The organism is Shinella sp. CPCC 101442, from assembly GCF_024704725.1.
GTDB lineage: Bacteria > Pseudomonadota > Alphaproteobacteria > Rhizobiales > Rhizobiaceae > Shinella.
In genome coordinates this window covers 86,078-106,305 of the sequence record NZ_JALIQS010000002.1, presented here as the reverse complement: position 1 = coordinate 106,305, position 20,228 = coordinate 86,078, and the positions used below count along the sequence as shown (strand labels likewise).

General features: G+C 60.3%; 15 protein-coding genes. 12 read left to right on the top strand and 3 right to left on the bottom strand.

Annotated elements, in window-relative coordinates; genetic code table 11:
• Positions 1–221 precede the first annotated feature (221 nt).
• Together rpoB and rpoC are read left to right on the top strand one after the other, a co-directional pair.
• Complete coding sequence (gene rpoB / locus MUO32_RS05690) at positions 222–4,361, top strand: DNA-directed RNA polymerase subunit beta (protein WP_257947275.1); 4,140 nt, start codon at positions 222–224, stop codon at positions 4,359–4,361.
• Positions 4,362–4,516: 155 nt separating this feature from the next.
• Positions 4,517–8,728, top strand: a complete 4,212-nt coding sequence (gene rpoC, locus MUO32_RS05685) for a DNA-directed RNA polymerase subunit beta' (RefSeq protein WP_257947274.1) — start codon at positions 4,517–4,519, stop codon at positions 8,726–8,728.
• A 110-nt stretch (positions 8,729–8,838) separates the two neighbouring features.
• On the opposite strand, the gene MUO32_RS05680 is transcribed toward rpoC, so the two are convergent.
• Positions 8,839–9,054, bottom strand: a complete 216-nt coding sequence (locus tag MUO32_RS05680; protein ID WP_257947273.1) for a DUF6719 family protein — start codon at positions 9,052–9,054, stop codon at positions 8,839–8,841.
• A 65-nt stretch (positions 9,055–9,119) separates the two neighbouring features.
• Positions 9,120–10,232: a LuxR family transcriptional regulator gene (locus MUO32_RS05675; RefSeq protein ID WP_257947272.1), complete on the bottom strand. Its 1,113-nt coding sequence runs from the start codon at positions 10,230–10,232 to the stop codon at positions 9,120–9,122.
• Positions 10,233–10,526: 294 nt separating this feature from the next.
• Between MUO32_RS05675 and MUO32_RS05670 the strand changes: the two genes are divergently transcribed.
• Positions 10,527–11,837: a calcium-binding protein gene (locus tag MUO32_RS05670; RefSeq protein WP_257947271.1), complete on the top strand. Its 1,311-nt coding sequence runs from the start codon at positions 10,527–10,529 to the stop codon at positions 11,835–11,837.
• A 127-nt stretch (positions 11,838–11,964) separates the two neighbouring features.
• Here MUO32_RS05670 and MUO32_RS05665 read toward each other — a convergent pair whose 3' ends face one another.
• Positions 11,965–12,267, bottom strand: a complete 303-nt coding sequence (locus MUO32_RS05665) for a transcriptional regulator (RefSeq protein ID WP_257947270.1) — start codon at positions 12,265–12,267, stop codon at positions 11,965–11,967.
• A gap of 549 nt (positions 12,268–12,816) precedes the next feature.
• Between MUO32_RS05665 and rpsL the strand changes: the two genes are divergently transcribed.
• The 9 genes from rpsL (at position 12,817) to rplB (ending at position 20,221) form a co-directional block, all read left to right on the top strand.
• Positions 12,817–13,188, top strand: a complete 372-nt coding sequence (rpsL, locus tag MUO32_RS05660) for a 30S ribosomal protein S12 (RefSeq protein ID WP_022719193.1) — start codon at positions 12,817–12,819, stop codon at positions 13,186–13,188.
• A gap of 58 nt (positions 13,189–13,246) precedes the next feature.
• Entirely contained in the window at positions 13,247–13,717 is a 471-nt protein-coding gene (gene rpsG / locus MUO32_RS05655; RefSeq protein ID WP_069059038.1) for a 30S ribosomal protein S7, read from the top strand.
• Between the two features lie 30 nt (positions 13,718–13,747).
• Complete coding sequence (gene fusA / locus MUO32_RS05650; protein ID WP_257947269.1) at positions 13,748–15,847, top strand: elongation factor G; 2,100 nt, start codon at positions 13,748–13,750, stop codon at positions 15,845–15,847.
• Positions 15,848–15,915: 68 nt separating this feature from the next.
• The gene (gene tuf / locus MUO32_RS05645; RefSeq protein WP_257947268.1) at positions 15,916–17,091 is read left to right on the top strand and encodes an elongation factor Tu; all 1,176 of its coding nucleotides are present in this window, start codon (positions 15,916–15,918) and stop codon (positions 17,089–17,091) included.
• A gap of 187 nt (positions 17,092–17,278) precedes the next feature.
• On the top strand, positions 17,279–17,587 hold the full coding sequence (gene rpsJ / locus MUO32_RS05640) for a 30S ribosomal protein S10 (RefSeq protein ID WP_003507767.1): 309 nt from the start codon (positions 17,279–17,281) through the stop codon (positions 17,585–17,587).
• A 159-nt stretch (positions 17,588–17,746) separates the two neighbouring features.
• The gene (gene rplC, locus MUO32_RS05635; RefSeq protein ID WP_257947267.1) at positions 17,747–18,430 is read left to right on the top strand and encodes a 50S ribosomal protein L3; all 684 of its coding nucleotides are present in this window, start codon (positions 17,747–17,749) and stop codon (positions 18,428–18,430) included.
• A 12-nt stretch (positions 18,431–18,442) separates the two neighbouring features.
• Positions 18,443–19,063, top strand: coding sequence for a 50S ribosomal protein L4 (rplD, locus tag MUO32_RS05630; protein ID WP_257947266.1), 621 nt, complete (start codon positions 18,443–18,445; stop codon positions 19,061–19,063).
• The gene (locus tag MUO32_RS05625; protein WP_117372286.1) at positions 19,060–19,353 is read left to right on the top strand and encodes a 50S ribosomal protein L23; all 294 of its coding nucleotides are present in this window, start codon (positions 19,060–19,062) and stop codon (positions 19,351–19,353) included. The genes rplD and MUO32_RS05625 overlap by 4 nt, the downstream gene beginning before the upstream one ends.
• Positions 19,354–19,384: 31 nt before the next feature.
• Complete coding sequence (gene rplB / locus MUO32_RS05620) at positions 19,385–20,221, top strand: 50S ribosomal protein L2 (protein WP_257947265.1); 837 nt, start codon at positions 19,385–19,387, stop codon at positions 20,219–20,221.
• Positions 20,222–20,228 lie beyond the last annotated feature (7 nt).

Below are 20,228 nucleotides of genomic sequence, written 5' to 3'. Positions count from 1 at the left end.
TCTCCCATTGATGATTCCTCCGAACTGATTACCCAAAAGCCGCGAAAACCGGCTTTTGGGTAATGGGTTCTTCAAGAGGATGGTCTTCTACCGAGCAATTGGGCAATCCGGCCCGTGGTTCGGCGGCAAGACGAGTTTGAACCAACCCATGATAGACGGGATCGACTGGCCAGCGAACCCCGTCCGTTGCAGGCCCGGATGCAAATTTTGAAGGAGCGACGATGGCTCAGACCCTTTCGTTTAACGGTCGTAGGCGCGTACGCAAGTTTTTTGGTAAAATCCCTGAAGTCGCAGAAATGCCGAATCTCATCGAGGTTCAGAAGGCATCCTACGACCAGTTCCTGATGGTTGAAGAGCCCGCCGGCGGTCGTCCGGATGAGGGCCTTCAGTCCGTTTTCAAATCGGTCTTCCCGATCACGGACTTCTCCGGCGCTTCCATGCTCGAATTCGTCTCCTACGAATTCGAACAGCCGAAGTTCGACGTCGAGGAGTGCCGCCAGCGTGACCTGACCTATGCGGCACCGCTGAAGGTGACGCTGCGTCTCATCGTGTTCGATATCGACGAGGATACCGGCGCGAAGTCCATCAAGGACATCAAGGAACAGAACGTCTACATGGGCGACATGCCGCTCATGACCGACAACGGCACGTTCATCGTCAACGGCACAGAGCGCGTCATCGTTTCCCAGATGCACCGTTCGCCGGGCGTGTTCTTCGACCACGACAAGGGCAAGAGCCACTCTTCCGGCAAGCTGCTGTTTGCTGCCCGCGTCATCCCGTATCGCGGTTCCTGGCTCGACATCGAGTTCGACGCCAAGGACATCGTCCATGCGCGTATCGACCGCCGCCGCAAGATCCCCGCCACGTCGCTTCTCATGGCGCTTGGCATGGACGGCGAAGAAATCCTGTCGACCTTCTACACGAAGTCGTTCTACCAGCGCGACGGCAAGGGCTGGCGCGTTCCGTTCAATCCCGACGCGCTGAAGGGCCAGAAGGCCGTCGCGGATATGATCGACGCCGACACCGGTGAAGTGGTTGTCGAAATCGGCAAGAAGCTGACGCCGCGCCTCCTGAAGACGCTTTCCGAAAAGGGCCTCAAGGCTCTCAAGGCGAGCGACGAGGACCTCTACGGCAACTACCTCGCCGAAGACGTCGTCAACTACTCGACGGGCGAGATCTATCTCGAAGCCGGCGACGAAATCGACGAGAAGACCCTGCCCGTCATCATGTCGGCCGGTTTCGACGAAATCCCGATTCTCGACATCGACCATATCAATGTCGGCGCCTACATCCGTTCGACACTCGCCGCAGACAAGAACGAGAACCGTCAGGACGCTCTGTTCGACATCTACCGCGTCATGCGCCCGGGTGAACCGCCGACCATGGATTCGGCCGAAGCCATGTTCAACACGCTGTTCTTCGATGCGGAGCGTTACGACCTCTCCGCCGTTGGCCGCGTGAAGATGAACATGCGCCTCGACCTCGATGTTGCCGATACGGTCCGCACGCTGCGCAAGGACGATATCCTTGCCGTCGTGAAGATGCTGGTCGAGCTGCGCGACGGCAAGGGCGAGATCGACGACATCGACAACCTCGGCAACCGCCGTGTCCGTTCGGTCGGCGAATTGATGGAGAACCAGTACCGTCTCGGCCTGCTCCGCATGGAGCGCGCGATCAAGGAACGCATGTCCTCGATCGAAATCGACACGGTGATGCCGCAGGACCTGATCAACGCGAAGCCGGCTGCCGCCGCAGTTCGTGAATTCTTCGGTTCCTCGCAGCTCTCCCAGTTCATGGACCAGGTGAACCCGCTTTCGGAAATCACCCACAAGCGCCGTCTTTCGGCTCTTGGCCCGGGTGGTCTGACCCGCGAGCGCGCAGGCTTCGAAGTCCGCGACGTTCACCCGACCCACTATGGCCGTATCTGCCCGATCGAGACGCCGGAAGGCCCGAACATCGGTCTGATCAACTCGCTCGCCACCTTCGCCCGCGTCAACAAGTACGGCTTCATCGAAAGCCCGTACCGCAAGATCGTGGACGGCAAGGTGACGACGGACGTGGTTTACCTCTCCGCCATGGAAGAGGCCAAGTATCACGTTGCCCAGGCCAACTCGGTCCTCGGCTCGGACGGCTCCTTCTCGGAAGAGTTCGTCGTCTGCCGTCATGCCGGCGAAGTCATGCTCGCCCCGCGCGACCAGATCAACCTGATGGACGTTTCGCCGAAGCAGCTCGTTTCGGTGGCCGCGGCGCTCATTCCGTTCCTTGAGAACGACGACGCCAACCGCGCGCTCATGGGCTCGAACATGCAGCGTCAGGCCGTGCCGCTCCTGCGTGCGGAAGCTCCGTTCGTCGGCACCGGCATGGAACCGATCGTTGCCCGTGACTCCGGCGCTGCCATCGCGGCTCGCCGCGGCGGCGTCGTTGACCAGGTCGACGCGACGCGTATCGTTATCCGCGCCACCGAAGACCTCGATGCGTCGAAGTCGGGCGTCGATATCTACCGCCTGCAGAAGTTCCAGCGCTCCAACCAGAACACCTGCGTCAACCAGCGTCCGCTGGTCACCGTCGGTGACATTCTGAACAAGGGCGACATCATCGCGGACGGTCCGTCGACCGACCTCGGCGACCTGGCCCTCGGCCGCAACGCGCTCGTCGCGTTCATGCCGTGGAACGGCTACAACTACGAAGACTCGATCCTGATGTCCGAACGCATCGTCTCCGACGACGTGTTCACCTCGATTCATATCGAGGAATTCGAAGTCATGGCCCGCGATACGAAGCTCGGTCCGGAAGAAATCACGCGCGACATTCCGAACGTTTCGGAAGAAGCGCTGAAGAACCTCGACGAAGCCGGTATCGTTTACATCGGTGCTGAGGTTCAGCCGGGCGACATCCTGGTCGGCAAGATCACCCCGAAGGGTGAAAGCCCGATGACGCCGGAAGAAAAGCTTCTGCGCGCCATCTTCGGTGAAAAGGCGTCCGACGTTCGCGACACCTCCATGCGCATGCCGCCCGGTACCTTCGGTACGGTCGTCGAAGTTCGCGTCTTCAACCGCCATGGCGTGGAGAAGGACGAACGTGCGATGGCGATCGAGCGTGAAGAGATCGAGCGTCTGGCCAAGGACCGTGACGACGAGCAGGCGATCCTCGACCGTAACGTCTACGGCCGCCTGATCGACATGCTGCGTGGCCACGTCGCCACGAGTGGTCCGAAGAGCTTCAAGAAGGGCACCGAGCTTTCGAACGCCGTCGTTTCCGAATTTCCCCGCTCGCAGTGGTGGATGTTCGCACTCGAGGACGAGAAGGCTCAGGGCGAAATCGAAGCGCTCCGTGGCCAGTACGACGAATCCAAGTCGCGCCTTGAACAGCGCTTCATGGACAAGGTCGAAAAGGTCCAGCGCGGCGACGAAATGCCCCCGGGCGTCATGAAGATGGTCAAGGTCTTCGTCGCTGTGAAGCGCAAGATCCAGCCGGGCGACAAGATGGCCGGCCGTCACGGCAACAAGGGCGTCGTCTCGCGCATCCTGCCGATCGAGGACATGCCGTTCCTCGAAGACGGTACGCATGTCGACATCTGCTTGAACCCGCTGGGCGTGCCTTCGCGCATGAACGTCGGCCAGATCCTCGAAACCCACCTTGCCTGGGCTTGCGCCGGCATGGGCAAGAAGATCGGCGACCTGCTCGACGAGTATCGCAAGACCATGGACATCTCGGACCTGAAGCGCGAGCTGACGGAAGTCTACGAGAGCGAAGCCAAGGACGAAGTCGCCCATTTCGATGACGACGCCCTGGTCAAGCTTGCCGAGCAGTCCCGCAAGGGTGTCTCGATCGCAACGCCGGTCTTCGACGGTGCGCATGAACCCGACGTCGCCAGCATGCTGGAGCGTGCAGGTCTCGCTTCCTCCGGCCAGTCGGTTCTCTACGATGGTCGTACGGGTGAGGCTTTCGACCGTATGGTCACTGTCGGCTACATGTACATGATCAAGCTGAACCACCTTGTGGACGACAAGATCCACGCCCGTTCGATTGGTCCTTACTCGCTCGTGACCCAGCAGCCGCTGGGTGGCAAGGCGCAGTTCGGCGGCCAGCGCTTCGGGGAAATGGAGGTCTGGGCACTCGAAGCCTACGGCGCCGCCTACACGCTGCAGGAAATGCTGACCGTGAAGTCGGACGACGTGGCGGGCCGCACCAAGGTGTACGAGGCGATCGTGCGCGGCGACGACACGTTCGAGGCGGGCATTCCGGAGAGCTTCAACGTTCTCGTCAAGGAAATGCGCTCGCTCGGCCTGTCGGTCGAACTCGAGAACTCCAAGATCGATCCGAACGCGGAAGCCGGCCAGCTTCCCGACGCGGCAGAGTGATCTGATCAGGTGCGCGCCGACGAGGCGCGCACCGTTTCCGCCTCCCGCCTGTACGGCAGGGGGCGGCTCATCCGTTTCAAGCAGCCTTGCGGCACCCGGGTATCGCCGCAATTGGCTGCTAAGCAGAGGGCCATTGGCCCACGAAGGAGATAGGCATGAACCAAGAGGTCATGAACCTTTTCAACCCGCAGGTGCCTGCGCAGACGTTCGACTCCATCCGCATCTCGATCGCGTCTCCGGAAAAGATTCTTTCCTGGTCGTACGGTGAGATCAAGAAGCCGGAAACCATCAACTACCGTACGTTCAAGCCGGAACGCGACGGTCTGTTCTGCGCGCGCATCTTCGGGCCGATCAAGGACTACGAGTGCCTGTGCGGCAAGTACAAGCGCATGAAGTACAAGGGCATCATCTGCGAAAAGTGCGGCGTCGAAGTCACGCTGTCGCGCGTTCGCCGTGAGCGCATGGGCCATATCGAGCTCGCCGCTCCGGTTGCCCACATCTGGTTCCTGAAGTCGCTTCCCTCGCGTATCTCGACGCTGCTCGACATGACGCTGAAGGATGTCGAGCGCGTTCTCTATTTCGAGAACTACATCGTGACCGAGCCGGGCCTGACCGCGCTCAAGGAAAACCAGCTTCTTTCCGAAGAAGAATACATGATCGCCGTCGATGAATATGGTGAAGACCAGTTCACGGCGATGATCGGCGCCGAGGCCATCTTCGAGATGCTCGCCTCGATGAACCTCGAGCGGATCGCTGGCGACCTGCGTTCGGACCTGGCGGAAACCACGTCGGATCTGAAGCAGAAGAAGCTGATGAAGCGCCTGAAGATCGTCGAGAACTTCATGGACTCCGGCAACCGTCCGGAATGGATGATCATGAAGGTCGTTCCTGTGATCCCGCCGGACCTGCGTCCGCTGGTTCCGCTGGACGGCGGCCGTTTCGCGACGTCGGATTTGAACGACCTCTATCGCCGCGTCATCAACCGCAACAACCGTCTGAAGCGCCTGATCGAACTGCGCGCACCGGGCATTATCATCCGCAACGAGAAGCGCATGCTTCAGGAATCGGTTGACGCCCTGTTCGACAACGGTCGCCGCGGCCGCGTCATCACCGGTGCCAACAAGCGTCCGCTGAAGTCGCTGTCCGACATGCTCAAGGGCAAGCAGGGCCGCTTCCGCCAGAACCTTCTCGGCAAGCGCGTCGACTATTCCGGCCGTTCGGTCATCGTGACCGGTCCGGAACTGAAGCTGCACCAGTGCGGCCTGCCGAAGAAGATGGCGCTCGAACTGTTCAAGCCGTTCATCTACGCCCGCCTCGACGCCAAGGGTTTCTCCTCGACCGTCAAGCAGGCCAAGAAGCTCGTCGAAAAGGAAAAGCCCGAAGTCTGGGATATCCTCGACGAGGTCATCCGCGAACATCCGGTTCTCCTGAACCGCGCACCGACGCTGCACCGCCTGGGCATCCAGGCCTTCGAACCGATCCTGGTCGAAGGCAAGGCCATCCAGCTGCATCCGCTCGTCTGCACGGCCTTCAACGCCGACTTCGACGGTGACCAGATGGCTGTTCACGTGCCCCTCTCGCTGGAAGCCCAGCTTGAAGCGCGCGTGCTCATGATGTCGACGAACAACATCCTGCACCCGGCAAACGGCGCGCCGATCATCGTTCCCTCGCAGGACATGGTTCTCGGCCTGTACTATCTGGCGATCATGAACCAGAACGAGCCGGGCGAAGGCATGGCCTTCTCCGACATGGGCGAACTGCACCATGCGCTCGAAAACAAGGTCGTGACCCTGCACGCCAAGATCCGTGGCCGCTTCAAGACCATGGGTGCGGACGGCAAGCTGGTGTCGAAGATTTATGAAACGACGCCTGGCCGCATGATCATCGGCGAACTTCTGCCGAAGAACGTCAACGTGCCGTTCGAGACCTGCAACCAGGAAATGACCAAGAAGAACATCTCCAAGATGATCGACACGGTCTACCGTCACTGCGGCCAGAAAGACACGGTCATCTTCTGCGACCGCATCATGCAGCTCGGCTTCAGCCATGCCTGCCGCGCCGGCATTTCGTTCGGCAAGGACGACATGATCATCCCGGAAACCAAGGCGAAGATCGTCGGCGATACCGAAAGCCTGGTCAAGGAATACGAGCAGCAGTACAATGACGGCCTGATCACCCAGGGCGAAAAGTACAACAAGGTCGTCGATGCCTGGGGCAAGGCCACCGAAAAGGTTGCCGAAGACATGATGGCCCGCATTAAGGCCGTCGAGTTCGACCCGGAAACCGGTCGTCAGAAGCCGATGAACGCCATCTACATGATGTCCCACTCGGGCGCCCGTGGTTCTCCGAACCAGATGCGTCAGCTGGGCGGCATGCGCGGCCTCATGGCAAAGCCGTCGGGCGAGATCATCGAAACGCCGATCATCTCGAACTTCAAGGAAGGCCTGACCGTGAACGAGTACTTCAACTCGACGCACGGCGCCCGTAAGGGTCTCGCAGACACCGCCTTGAAGACCGCGAACTCCGGTTACCTGACGCGTCGTCTCGTCGACGTTGCGCAGGATTGCATCGTCACGCATGTCGATTGCGGCACCGAAAACGGCCTTACCATGACCGCCATCGTCGATGCCGGTCAGGTCGTGGCTTCGATCGGCACCCGTGTGCTCGGCCGTACCGCACTTGATGACATCGATCACCCCGTCACGGGTGTTCGCATCGTCGATGCGGGCCGGATGATCCTCGAGCCCGACGTCGTCGAGATCGAAAAGGCTGGCATCCAGTCGATCCGTATCCGCTCGGCGCTGACCTGCGAAATCCAGACCGGCGTCTGCGGCGTCTGCTATGGTCGCGACCTTGCACGTGGCACGCCCGTCAACATGGGTGAAGCCGTCGGCGTCATCGCGGCACAGTCGATCGGTGAACCGGGCACCCAGCTCACCATGCGTACCTTCCACCTTGGCGGCACGGCGACCGTGGTCGACCAGTCGTTCCTGGAAGCATCGTATGAAGGCACGGTGCAGATGAAGAACCGCAACATGCTGCGCAATTCCGATGGCGCACTCGTCGCGATGGGCCGCAACATGGCGGTCACCATCCTGGACGAGCGCGGCGTGGAACGGTCCTCGCAGCGCGTTGCCTACGGTTCGAAGATCTTCGTCGATGACGGCGACAAGGTGAAGCGCGGCCAGCGTCTCGCCGAGTGGGACCCCTACACCCGTCCGATGATGACGGAAGTGGAAGGCACCGTTCACTTCGAAGACGTCGTCGACGGTATCTCGGTTCTCGAACTGACGGACGAGTCCACCGGTATCACCAAGCGTTCGGTCATCGACTGGCGCTCGACGCCGCGCGGTACGGACCTGAAGCCGGCCATCGTCATCAAGGACAAGAATGGCGTCGTCGCCAAGCTGTCGCGCGGTGGCGAAGCCCGCTTCCTGCTCTCGGTCGACGCGATCCTTTCGGTCGAGCCCGGTCAGAAGGTCTCGCAGGGTGACGTTCTTGCCCGCTCGCCGCTGGAAAGCGCCAAGACCAAGGACATCACCGGCGGTCTGCCGCGCGTTGCCGAACTGTTCGAAGCCCGTCGTCCGAAGGACCACGCCGTGATCGCTGAGATCGACGGTACCGTCCGCTTCGGCCGCGACTACAAGAACAAGCGTCGCGTGATGATCGAACCGTCGGAAGACGGTGTCGAGCCGGTCGAGTACCTGATCCCGAAGGGCAAGCCCTTCCACCTTCAGGACGGCGACTACATCGAAAAGGGTGATTACATCCTCGACGGCAATCCTGCGCCGCACGACATCCTGGCGATCAAGGGCGTGGAAGCACTCGCTTCCTACCTCGTGAACGAAATCCAGGAAGTCTACCGACTGCAGGGCGTTGTGATCAACGACAAGCACATCGAGGTGATCGTTCGCCAGATGCTGCAGAAGGTCGAGATCACCGATGCTGGCGACTCGACGTACATCGTCGGCGACAACATCGACCGTATCGAGCTGGAAGACGTCAACGATGGCCTGATCGAGGAAGGCAAGAAGCCGGCTTACGGCGATCCGGTCCTCCTCGGCATCACCAAGGCGTCGCTGCAGACCCCGTCGTTCATCTCGGCCGCATCCTTCCAGGAGACCACCAAGGTCCTCACGGAAGCTGCGATCGCCGGCAAGACCGACGGCCTGCAGGGCCTCAAGGAAAACGTCATCGTCGGCCGCCTCATCCCGGCCGGTACCGGTGGCACGATGACCCAGATCCGCCGCATCGCGACGGCCCGCGACGAGATGATCCTCGACGAGCGCCGCAAGTCGACGGGTGCAGGCGTTGCAACCCCGATGCTGGCGGACCTCGCTGGCGGCGAGGGCGCGGCTGCCGAGTAAGCGGGTTAAGGGCAGGGGCTTCAAAAGCCCCGCCTGTCAACGCACACAAAAACGCCCGGAGTGATCCGGGCGTTTTTGCGTTTCAGATGAGGTTTTCCAGGTTCTCGGCTCTATTGTTGCGGTGTCGCGATGCACTCCCGCTTGCGGGGGATGTCTGCGCCATTGCCGCCTGTGATCTGTTTGATCTGACCCGACGGACAGGAACCGTCATCCACCAGAACCTGCTTGCCGAAAGGCAACTGGCCTTTGCCCGGTTCGCTTTTCAGCACTGTCTGGCACCCGGCGAGAAAACCCAGGCACATCAATGCGACCAACGTCTTTTTCATGTTTCGCTCCATCCATCCGCACAACGCGTGCACGACAATGAATAGGCCAATTCCGTGAGCGGTCTTCACCCGTTTGGGGGATCTTGCGGTGACGATGACAGCGTATATCTGGCCACGACCGACAAACGGCGAACGAGGTCGCTTTGTCCGGAGCTGCCGGTCTTGGCGTAGATGGCTTTGGCCACGCTGCGCGCCGTTTCGTAGGAAATGCCTAGTCGCCTGGCGATTTCCGGCAAGGCCATGCCGCTTTGTATCTCGATGGCGATGCGCGCTTCGCTGCGGGTCAGGTCATAAAGCCCTTTCAAGATGCGCAGATCGTTCGCCTGCGCTGCCGCCGGCTGGGCAATCAGAACAATGGCGGTGCCCCGTGGCGAAAAATCAAGAGCGTTCCCGCACAGCGGTATGACGTGCACGATGCAGGCCTGCTCCTCCTCGGTCGCCGGCAGCGGGATCGATTTGATCTGGTCACTGGCAATGCTCGCCAGTGCGTCATGGAGCAATCGATTGGCGCTTTCATCGTGAAGGAAAATCCGGTCGCGGGCGCGGATCGAGACGCGGCGTAGCGCTGTCGTAAAGAGCGGATTTGCCGACAATACACACCCATTGTCCTGCACGATGGCAGCGGGTGCGCCGATCGCACTCAGGCCGGTGGTCAAAAGGTCGGCTTTCTGCTGGTCCAGCTCCGTTGCCAGAACGAGGCTTCTGGCGATATGCGGCCGCAGGCTGTTTAGGATACGGATCGCTTCGTCGCCGATATTGCCTTTAATGAGCGTCTGCTCGAAGATGAGGCTCATACCGGTGTTTTCGGGACCGGCTATCAGTGTAGACGTGGCGCATCCCAAGCCGCGCGGCGTGAAAAAATCTCGATAGATCGGCATGGTGCGCCGCTCTTCCGCGGTGAAGAGGTCCGCCTCTCGTACAAAGGAGAACTGGCCCGCGCGATTGGTCCTCTCCAGCCGGGTGTTTTTTGCCGCCCAGCCTTCGGCCACGAACTCGCCCAGCACTTCGAGAAGGTTGGGCGTTACCATCCATCTGCGTTCGCCGCCGACCTCCCAGGTGAGTGCGCCGCCCCATAAATCGCAATAGCGGCCTATCGCAGCGACAACCTCGGGCCAGCGGTCCTTGAATATTGCTGCTTCATAGATCTTGCCGATCAGTTCGGACTGTATTGCTTCCATAAGCGTTCCAGCATTGCTTCACCGGCGGTCCCCAACTCCCGCCTATGCGCCATCGTGGAGCACTTCGCAAAAAAAACAAACGACTATTGGGATGCCAGATACGCGGTGGATGGTGTTTCCCTTGCGCTAATGCGGCCGAACGGCTCCGTTTCGGTTTGGCTCGCTGTCATGGCGGCGATTCAGGCAATGGTCTCCACGTGTATTCCCGCTGAAATACCCTCCAATTGGGGGGCGATTGTTTGAGCCCTGGTGATATGTCGATCAAGAAATACCGTTTTGCAGCAGGGGGACACCATGGCTACCTACACTATGAAGATGCCTTACGGGCAGTTTCCCGGGCAGTACCTGCCCAACCACTGGGCCACGGATTACAATCCGGCTCTGGGTGAACTGCTGGTCTCCGGAAAATACATCAAGAGCACATCGACCAGCGCCGTCTATCGTATGGACAACGGCGTCGATCTCGTGATCACAGGCGCCAATCTCAAATATATTTCAAAGGGCGGCACACTCAATGGCGGCACGATCACCTCGCTCAAGCTCGTCGAGAGTGGGGGCGGTGAGGTTATGCAAACCCTTACCGGCCTGAAATGGGCGGGCAGCGACTTCTACAAGACGGTTAATCAGGGTGACTCCTGGTATACCGCGAGCATCGTGCTGAAAGGCGCGGATGTGCTCAAGGGGAGCGCCGGGGGCGATGAGCTTTGGGGGTTTGGCGGCAAAGACACGCTGATTGGCGGCGGGGGTGGCGACAACCTCGCCGGGGGGCGCGGCGCCGATACCTATGATGGTGGCACGAGCACTGGGAGCATAGATCAGCTCACTTTCGATGACGCCTATAATGACCCGACCGGTGCCAAGGGTGTCGTCGTCGACATGGCCAAGGGAACGGCGACCGACCCCTGGGGTTTTGCGGAAACGTTCAAGAACATCGAGCGCATCAAGGGAACGCAGTTCGTCGACAAGATCTCCGGTTCCGCAGGGGCGGATGAGTTCCGTCCGCTAGGTGGCAATGACGTCGTTGATGGCCGAGGCGGGATCGACACGATCCGGTATGACCGCGACTACCAACACGGTGGCAACAAGGGCGTCGAGGTTGATTTGGCGTCCGGCAAGGCGACCGATGGTTACGGCGGAACCGACACGCTCGCCAATATCGAGAACGCTGTTGGCACGGATGGCAATGACAGCATCAAGGGAAGCAGCGTTGCCAACGAACTGAGTGGCAGAGTCGGGAATGACAAACTTTATGGGGGCCTTGGAAAGGACCTCCTAAAGGGCGGCGACGGCAAGGATGTGTTCGTTTTCGACACCAAGCCCAGAGCTGCCAACATCGACACGATCGCTGACTTCAACGTCAAGGATGACACGATCTGGCTCGATGACGACGTGTTCACCAAGGCCGGAAAGGTCGGCGACCTAGCAACCGCGGCATTTCATGCCGGCGCCAAGGCGCACGATGCCAGCGACCGTATCATCTATGATAAGGTGAGCGGAGAACTGTTCTACGATCTGGACGGGGATGGCAGCGCTGCGGCGGTGCAAATCGCGTTTCTCGGCAAGGGACTTACATTAACGGCGTCGGATTTCGACATCATCGCATAGGGCCGTCGGTTTGGCATGCGCTCGGCATGGGGGCGAGCCTGCCTTCCGATCGGAGACGGTCCGACAGGAGAGGCTTTATCTACCAGCGCATCGGCCCAGGCATTGCCCAATGCCTGGGCCGCATTCCTTATGCAAAACGGATAATCGCCACTTCGCCCTCGAGCGCGCCCTTGTAGGCCGAGGCGTGTGGCTCGTCCTCCGGCTGGCCGTTCAGCGTGCCGATCTGATCGAGGTCAGCCTCGAGAAACCCTTCCTCCGAAAGCGCATTGAGTGCCTCGCGCACCGCGCTGTCGTCGTCAGGCGCGCGCAGCATGACGTGGATGTCAATGCCCTCGGTGCCCTCGCGTTCATAGGCCTTGCCGATGATGATGAAGACCATGGGCTCGTCGGGCGTGTTGCTGTCGTTGTCGTTGTCGGCGCTAGACGCCATGGCGGGCTCCTTTCGGGTCAATGATATGAGTTCTATAAAGGGTAGGGCGACAAGACCCAATGACAAAATGACGGCCTGGCCGACTCGGTGAACGGGAATCAGTGGATGCATCCGCCGCCGGGCGACTCTTTCCGGTTGATTCCATCTTCATGCATTCTTAATATTGTCAGGCTCCGACTGGAGATGCCGAAAGTGCCGCCAAACGGGGCGGCGAGGGGGCCGAAAGCCCTGCTTCTCAGGCAGGCCAGCCATTCCAGGCCGGGATTCTTTCTCCTCGCCCCTTGACCTTTTGCCCTTAACTCAGTAGACCGCACGCCATCAGAGCCTATGTGAGGCTGGCTGGTTCGGAACGACTCGTTCTGAAGTTCGCCTCAAACAGGGCTCGACGCACGTTGAGAACATGAATGCTGCACGCATGACGCGGTTAAATCGCGTCCTCTGCCTATCAAAGGTCATCCGCTCAAGCGGGTCGGCCTTTTATTGCGCATGAACACGCGTGTGGCCACCTATCGCCCGCAAGGGTAATGAGACACGATAAGGGATGGGTCTATGCCTACCGTAAACCAGTTGATCCGCAAGCCGCGCCAGGCGTCGGTTAAGCGCAACAAGGTTCCTGCTCTGCAGGAAAACCCCCAGAAGCGCGGCGTTTGCACCCGCGTCTACACGACGACCCCGAAGAAGCCGAACTCGGCTCTGCGTAAGGTCGCCAAGATCCGCCTGACCAATGGCTTCGAAGTCATCGGCTATATCCCGGGCGAAGGTCACAACCTGCAGGAGCACTCTGTCGTCATGATCCGTGGCGGCCGCGTAAAGGACTTGCCGGGCGTGCGTTACCACATCATCCGCGGCGTTCTCGACACCCAGGGCGTCAAGAACCGCAAGCAGCGCCGCTCCAAGTACGGTGCGAAGCGTCCGAAGTAATACAGTAACCAGCGCCATTTCGCTGGCCAGATCATTCCAAGTTTGAGAGACAAAAAGTATGTCCCGTCGCCATAGAGCAGAAAAGCGCGAGATCAATCCGGACCCGAAGTTCGGCGATCTCGTAGTCACCAAGTTCATGAACGCCATCATGCTGGACGGCAAGAAGTCCGTCGCCGAAACGATCGTTTACGGCGCCTTCGATGTTGTTCAGGGCAAGGCCAAGCAGGACCCGGTCACGGTGTTCCATTCGGCTCTCGATAACGTTGCGCCGCACGTCGAAGTACGTTCGCGCCGCGTTGGTGGTGCGACGTACCAGGTTCCGGTCGATGTCCGTCCGGAGCGCCGTCAGGCTCTCGCAATCCGTTGGCTGATCGCAGCTGCCCGCAAGCGTAACGAAACGACCATGGTCGAGCGCCTTTCCGGCGAACTCATGGACGCAGCGAACAATCGCGGCAGCGCAGTGAAGAAGCGCGAAGACACGCACAAGATGGCTGACGCCAACCGTGCATTCTCGCACTACCGCTGGTAACCGAAACTAACGTCTCGAAAGGAGTCCGAAATGGCTCGCGAATACAAAATCGAAGACTACCGTAATTTCGGTATCATGGCGCATATCGACGCCGGCAAGACGACGACGACCGAACGTATCCTCTACTACACCGGCAAGTCCCACAAGATCGGCGAAGTCCATGACGGCGCCGCGACGATGGACTGGATGGAGCAGGAGCAGGAACGCGGCATCACGATCACGTCCGCTGCCACCACGACCTACTGGAAGGGCCGTGACGGCAAGACCCGCCGCTTCAACATCATCGACACCCCCGGCCACGTTGACTTCACCATTGAAGTCGAGCGTTCGCTGCGCGTTCTCGACGGTGCGATTGCCCTTCTCGATGCCAACGCCGGTGTAGAGCCGCAGACGGAAACCGTCTGGCGTCAGGCTGAGAAGTACAACGTTCCGCGCATGATCTTCTGCAACAAGATGGACAAGACCGGCGCGGACTTCTACCGCTCGGTGTCCATGATCAAGTCGCGTCTCGGTGCGATCCCGGTCGTCATGCAGCTGCCGATCGGCGCTGAGACCGAGTTCAAGGGCGTTATCGACCTGGTCGAGATGAATGCTCTCGTCTGGCGCGATGAATCGCTCGGCGCCCAGTGGGACGTCGTCGAAATCCCGGAAGACATGAAGGCCCAGGCCGAAGAATACCGCGAGAAGCTCATCGAGACCGTCGTCGAAATCGACGAAGCCGCGATGGAAGCCTATCTCGAAGGTAACTACCCGGACAACGACCAGATTCGTGCGCTCGTTCGCCGCGGCACCATCGACGTGAAGTTCCACCCGATGTTCTGCGGTACCGCGTTCAAGAACAAGGGCGTTCAGCCGCTGCTCGACGCCGTCGTCGATTACCTGCCGTCCCCGGCAGACATCCCGGCGATCAAGGGTATCGACGTCAAGACGGAAGCCGACATCGAGCGTCACGCCGATGACAACGAGCCGCTGTCCATGCTCGCGTTCAAGATCATGAACGACCCCTTCGTCGGTTCGCTCACCTTCGCCCGCATCTATTCCGGCAAGCTCGAAAAGGGCACGTCGGTCATGAACACGGTCAAGGAAAAGCGCGAGCGCGTCGGCCGCATGCTGCAGATGCATTCGAACTCGCGTGAAGACATCGAAGAAGCCTTCGCAGGCGACATCGTTGCTCTCGCCGGTCTCAAGGACACGACGACGGGCGATACGCTCTGCGATCCGCTGAAGCCGGTTATCCTCGAGCGCATGGAATTCCCGGAACCGGTTATCCAGATCGCGATCGAGCCGAAGACGAAGAACGACCAGGAAAAGATGGGCCTCGCGCTCAACCGCCTGGCCGCTGAAGATCCGTCCTTCCGCGTCAAGACCGACGAAGAATCCGGCCAGACGATCATCGCAGGCATGGGTGAACTTCACCTGGACATCATCGTCGACCGTATGCGTCGCGAGTTCAAGGTCGAAGCCAATGTCGGCGCTCCGCAGGTTGCTTACCGTGAGACGATCACGCGTAAGACCGAAAAGGACTACACGCACAAGAAGCAGACCGGTGGTACCGGCCAGTTCGCCCGCGTGAAGCTCGTGTTCGAACCGAACCCGGAAGGCGAAGATTTCCTCTTCGAATCCAAGATCGTCGGTGGTTCTGTTCCGAAGGAATACATTCCGGGCGTTCAGAAGGGTATCGAAAGCGTTCTGTCCTCGGGTCCGCTCGCAGGCTTCCCGATGCTCGGCGTCAAGGCGACGCTCATCGACGGCGCCTACCACGATGTCGACTCCTCGGTCCTCGCCTTCGAAATCGCATCGCGTGCCTGCTTCCGTGAAGCGTCCCGTGAAGCCGGCGCCCAGCTGCTCGAGCCGATGATGAAGGTCGAAGTCGTAACGCCGGAAGACTATGTCGGCGACGTTATCGGCGACCTGAACTCCCGTCGTGGCCAGATCCAGGGCCAGGAATCGCGCGGCGTAGCCGTCGTGATTGCCGCCAACGTGCCGCTGGCCAACATGTTCAAGTACGTGGACAACCTGCGCTCCATGTCGCAGGGCCGCGCCCAGTACTCGATGGTCTTCGATCACTATGCGCCGGTTCCGTCGAACGTCGCGCAGGAAATCCAGGCAAAGTATTCCGGTCAGAAGTGACCGGGGTGCGCCCCCAAAAGCAATTTGTATGAATTTCCCCTAGCGGGATTACGAACGGAGAGCCGGAAATGGCAAAGAGCAAGTTTGAGCGCAACAAGCCTCACGTAAACATCGGCACGATCGGCCACGTCGACCATGGCAAGACGTCGCTGACGGCAGCGATCACGAAGTATTTCGGCGAGTTCAAGGCGTACGACCAGATCGACGCTGCCCCGGAAGAAAAGGCGCGCGGCATCACCATCTCGACGGCGCACGTCGAATACGAGACGCCGAACCGTCACTACGCGCACGTCGACTGCCCCGGCCACGCCGACTACGTCAAGAACATGATCACCGGTGCTGCCCAGATGGACGGCGCGATCCTGGTCTGCTCGGCAGCTGACGGCCCGATGCCGCAGACGCGCGAGCACATCCTGCTCGCCCGCCAGGTTGGCGTTCCCGCCATCGTGGTGTTCCTGAACAAGGTCGACCAGGTTGACGACGCCGAGCTTCTCGAGCTCGTCGAGCTGGAAGTGCGCGAACTTCTGTCGTCCTACGACTTCCCGGGCGACGACATTCCGATCGTCAAGGGTTCGGCTCTGGCCGCTCTGGAAGATTCGGACAAGAAGATCGGTGAAGACGCGATCCGCGAGCTGATGGCTGCTGTCGACGCCTACATCCCGACGCCTGAGCGTCCGATCGACCAGCCGTTCCTGCTGCCGATCGAAGACGTGTTCTCGATCTCGGGTCGTGGTACGGTCGTGACCGGCCGCGTCGAGCGTGGCATCGTCAAGGTTGGTGAAGAAGTCGAAATCGTCGGCATCCGCCCGACGACCAAGACGACGGTTACCGGCGTTGAAATGTTCCGCAAGCTGCTCGACCAGGGCCAGGCCGGCGACAATGTCGGCGCGCTGATCCGTGGCGTTCAGCGTGACGGCGTCGAGCGTGGCCAGATCCTGTGCAAGCCGGGTTCGGTCAAGCCGCACAAGAAGTTCATGGCAGAAGCCTACATCCTGACGAAGGAAGAAGGCGGCCGTCATACGCCGTTCTTCACGAACTACCGTCCGCAGTTCTACTTCCGCACGACGGACGTAACGGGCATCGTTTCGCTTCCGGAAGGCACGGAAATGGTCATGCCGGGCGACAACGTCACGGTTGCCGTCGAGCTGATCGTTCCGATCGCGATGGAAGAGAAGCTGCGCTTCGCGATCCGTGAAGGCGGTCGTACCGTCGGCGCCGGCATCGTCGCTTCGATCGTCGAGTAAGTCTTAAGGCTTCAAGCCGCTGAAATGGGAAGGGCAGGGTGTTATCCTGCCCCTCCGGTCTTTGATAATTTAGCGGACTGGCCTTTCGGCATTGTGTTTTCGTGCGCGTTCCTTTATGGGAACCGCAGAATCAAAAAACGCGCATTCCCCAAGCGAATCGCGAATAACGAACTAAGGAAAAAGTCGTATGAACGGCCAGAACATCCGCATCCGCCTCAAGGCGTTTGACCATCGGATCCTTGATGCCTCCACGCGCGAAATCGTGTCGACGGCAAAGCGCACCGGCGCAAGCGTCCGCGGTCCCGTTCCTCTCCCGACCCGTATTGAAAAGTTCACCGTCAACCGTTCGCCCCACGTGGACAAGAAGAGCCGTGAACAGTTCGAGATGCGCACCCATAAGCGCCTGCTCGACATCGTAGATCCGACGCCGCAGACGGTCGATGCTCTTATGAAGCTCGACCTTGCGGCCGGTGTAGACGTAGAGATCAAACTCTAAGTCCGGCGTTAAGCCGAATAACAAGGAAGGTACGTGGCGAAAGCCGACGTCTTCTAAAAACGGGAAACCCGACGGTCCTTGAGGCCGAAGTGGAATCCTTAAACCAAGAGGCATGACGGGACTTCACGCTCCCGCCAGGACTTCTAAGAGGATTGAACCATGCGTTCAGGTGTGATTGCACAGAAAGTAGGGATGACTCGCGTCTATAATGACGCAGGTGAGCACATCCCTGTAACAGTACTGCGACTGGACAACGTCCAGGTCGTTGCTCAGCGTACGCAGGACAAGAACGGCTACACGGCCGTTCAGCTCGGCGCCGGCTCTTCCAAGGTGAAGAACACGGCAAAGGCGTTGCGCGGCCAGTTCGCCGCCGCAAGCGTCGAGCCGAAGGCCAAGCTCGTCGAGTTTCGCGTTTCGGAAGACAACCTCATCGATATCGGTGCGGAACTGACCGCAAGCCATTTCGTCGCCGGCCAGCTCGTCGATGTTACCGGCACCACGATCGGTAAGGGTTTTGCCGGTGCCATGAAGCGCCACAACTTCGGTGGTCTTCGTGCAACGCACGGCGTTTCCGTTTCGCACCGTTCGCACGGTTCGACGGGTAACAACCAGGACCCGGGCAAGGTCTGGAAGGGCAAGCGCATGGCTGGTCACATGGGCCAGACGCGCGTCACCACCCAGAACCTCGAAGTCGTCTCCACCGACGAAGAGCGCGGTCTCATTCTCGTCAAGGGCGCTGTCCCGGGCTCCAAGGGTGCCTGGATCGTGGTCCGCGACGCCGTCAAGTCCGGCACCCCGTCCGACGCTCCGCGTCCGGCCGCCGTGCGCGCCGCAGCTAAGTAAGGGAGCCTGATCATGGATCTCAAAGTCACGACCCTCGCAGGGAAAGACGCCGGCAAGGTTTCCGTCTCCGACGCGATCTTCGGCCTCGAGCCGCGCGAAGACATCATTGCCCGCGTCATCCGCTGGCAGCTCGCCAAGAAGCAGCAGGGCACGCACCAGTCGCTGACGCGCGCTGAAGTGTCGCGCACCGGCGCCAAGATGTACAAGCAGAAGGGTACGGGCCGCGCTCGTCACCATTCGGCTCGCGCTCCGCAGTTCCGCGGCGGTGCCAAGGCTCACGGCCCGGTTTCCCGCAGCCACGCCCACGATCTGCCCAAGCAGGTTCGCGCGCTCGGCCTGCGTCATGCCCTCTCGGCCAAGATCAAGGCTGACGACGTCATCATCATCGACGACCTCGTTGCCTCGGAAGCCAAGACGAAGGCTCTGGCCGGCGTATTCGCTTCGCTCGGCCTCACCAATGCGCTCTTCATCGGCGGCGCTGAACTTGACGGCAACTTCAAGCTCGCAGCACGCAACATCCCGAACGTGGATGTTCTGCCGATCCAGGGCATCAATGTTTACGATATCCTGCGCCGCGGCAAGCTCGTGCTCTCCAAGGCTGCTGTAGAAGCCCTCGAGGAGCGGTTCAAATGACGGATCTTCGCCACTACGATGTGATCGTATCTCCTTCGATCACCGAAAAGTCGACGCTGGTCTCCGAAAACAACCAGATCGTCTTCAACGTTGCCAAGCGCGCCTCCAAGCCTGAAATCAAGGCTGCTGTGGAAGCACTCTTCGGCGTCAAGGTCACGGCTGTGAACACGCTCGTCCGCAAGGGCAAGGTTAAGCGTTTCCGCGGCTTCGCCGGCCGGCAGGGAGATGTCAAGAAGGCTATCGTCACACTTGCTGACGGTCAGTCCATCGACGTCTCCACCGGGCTCTAATCGAGCAGTCGGCTAAAGAGGAAACAAGAAAATGGCATTGAAAAGCTACAACCCGACCACTCCGAGCCAGCGCCAGCTGGTCATCGTCGATCGGTCTGGCCTTCACAAAGGCAAGCCCGTCAAGGCTCTGACCGAAGGTCTCTCCAAGAGCGGTGGTCGTAACAACCTCGGTCGCATCACTGCCCGCTTTATCGGCGGCGGTCACAAGCGCACCTACCGTCTCGTCGACTTCAAGCGTCGCAAGTTCGACGTCGAAGGCACGATCGCCCGCCTGGAATACGACCCGAACCGCACCGCGTTCATCGCTCTGGTGGATTATGCCGACGGCGAACAGGCCTACATCCTGGCCCCGCAGCGCCTGGCAGCCGGCGACAAGGTCATCGCCTCCAACAAGGCGGTTGACGTCAAGCCCGGCAACACCATGCCGCTGCAGTACATCCCGGTTGGTTCGATCGTTCACAACGTCGAAATGAAGCCCGGCAAGGGTGGTCAGATCGCCCGTTCGGCCGGCACCTTCGTACAGCTGGTTGGCCGCGACCAGGGCATGGCGATCCTTCGCCTGAACTCTGGCGAGCAGCGTCTGGTTCACGCCACCTGCCTCGCAACGGTCGGCGCCGTATCCAACCCGGATCACGGCAACATCAACGACGGTAAGGCCGGTCGCACGCGCTGGCGCGGCAAGACCCCGCATAACCGCGGTGTCGTCATGAACCCCGTCGACCACCCGCACGGTGGTGGCGAAGGCCGCACCTCCGGTGGTCGTCACCCGGTTTCCCCGTGGGGCAAGCCCACCAAGGGCAAGCGTACCCGCTCGAACAAGTCGACCGACAAGTTCATCATGCGCTCGCGCCACTTGAAGAAGAAGTAAGAGAGGT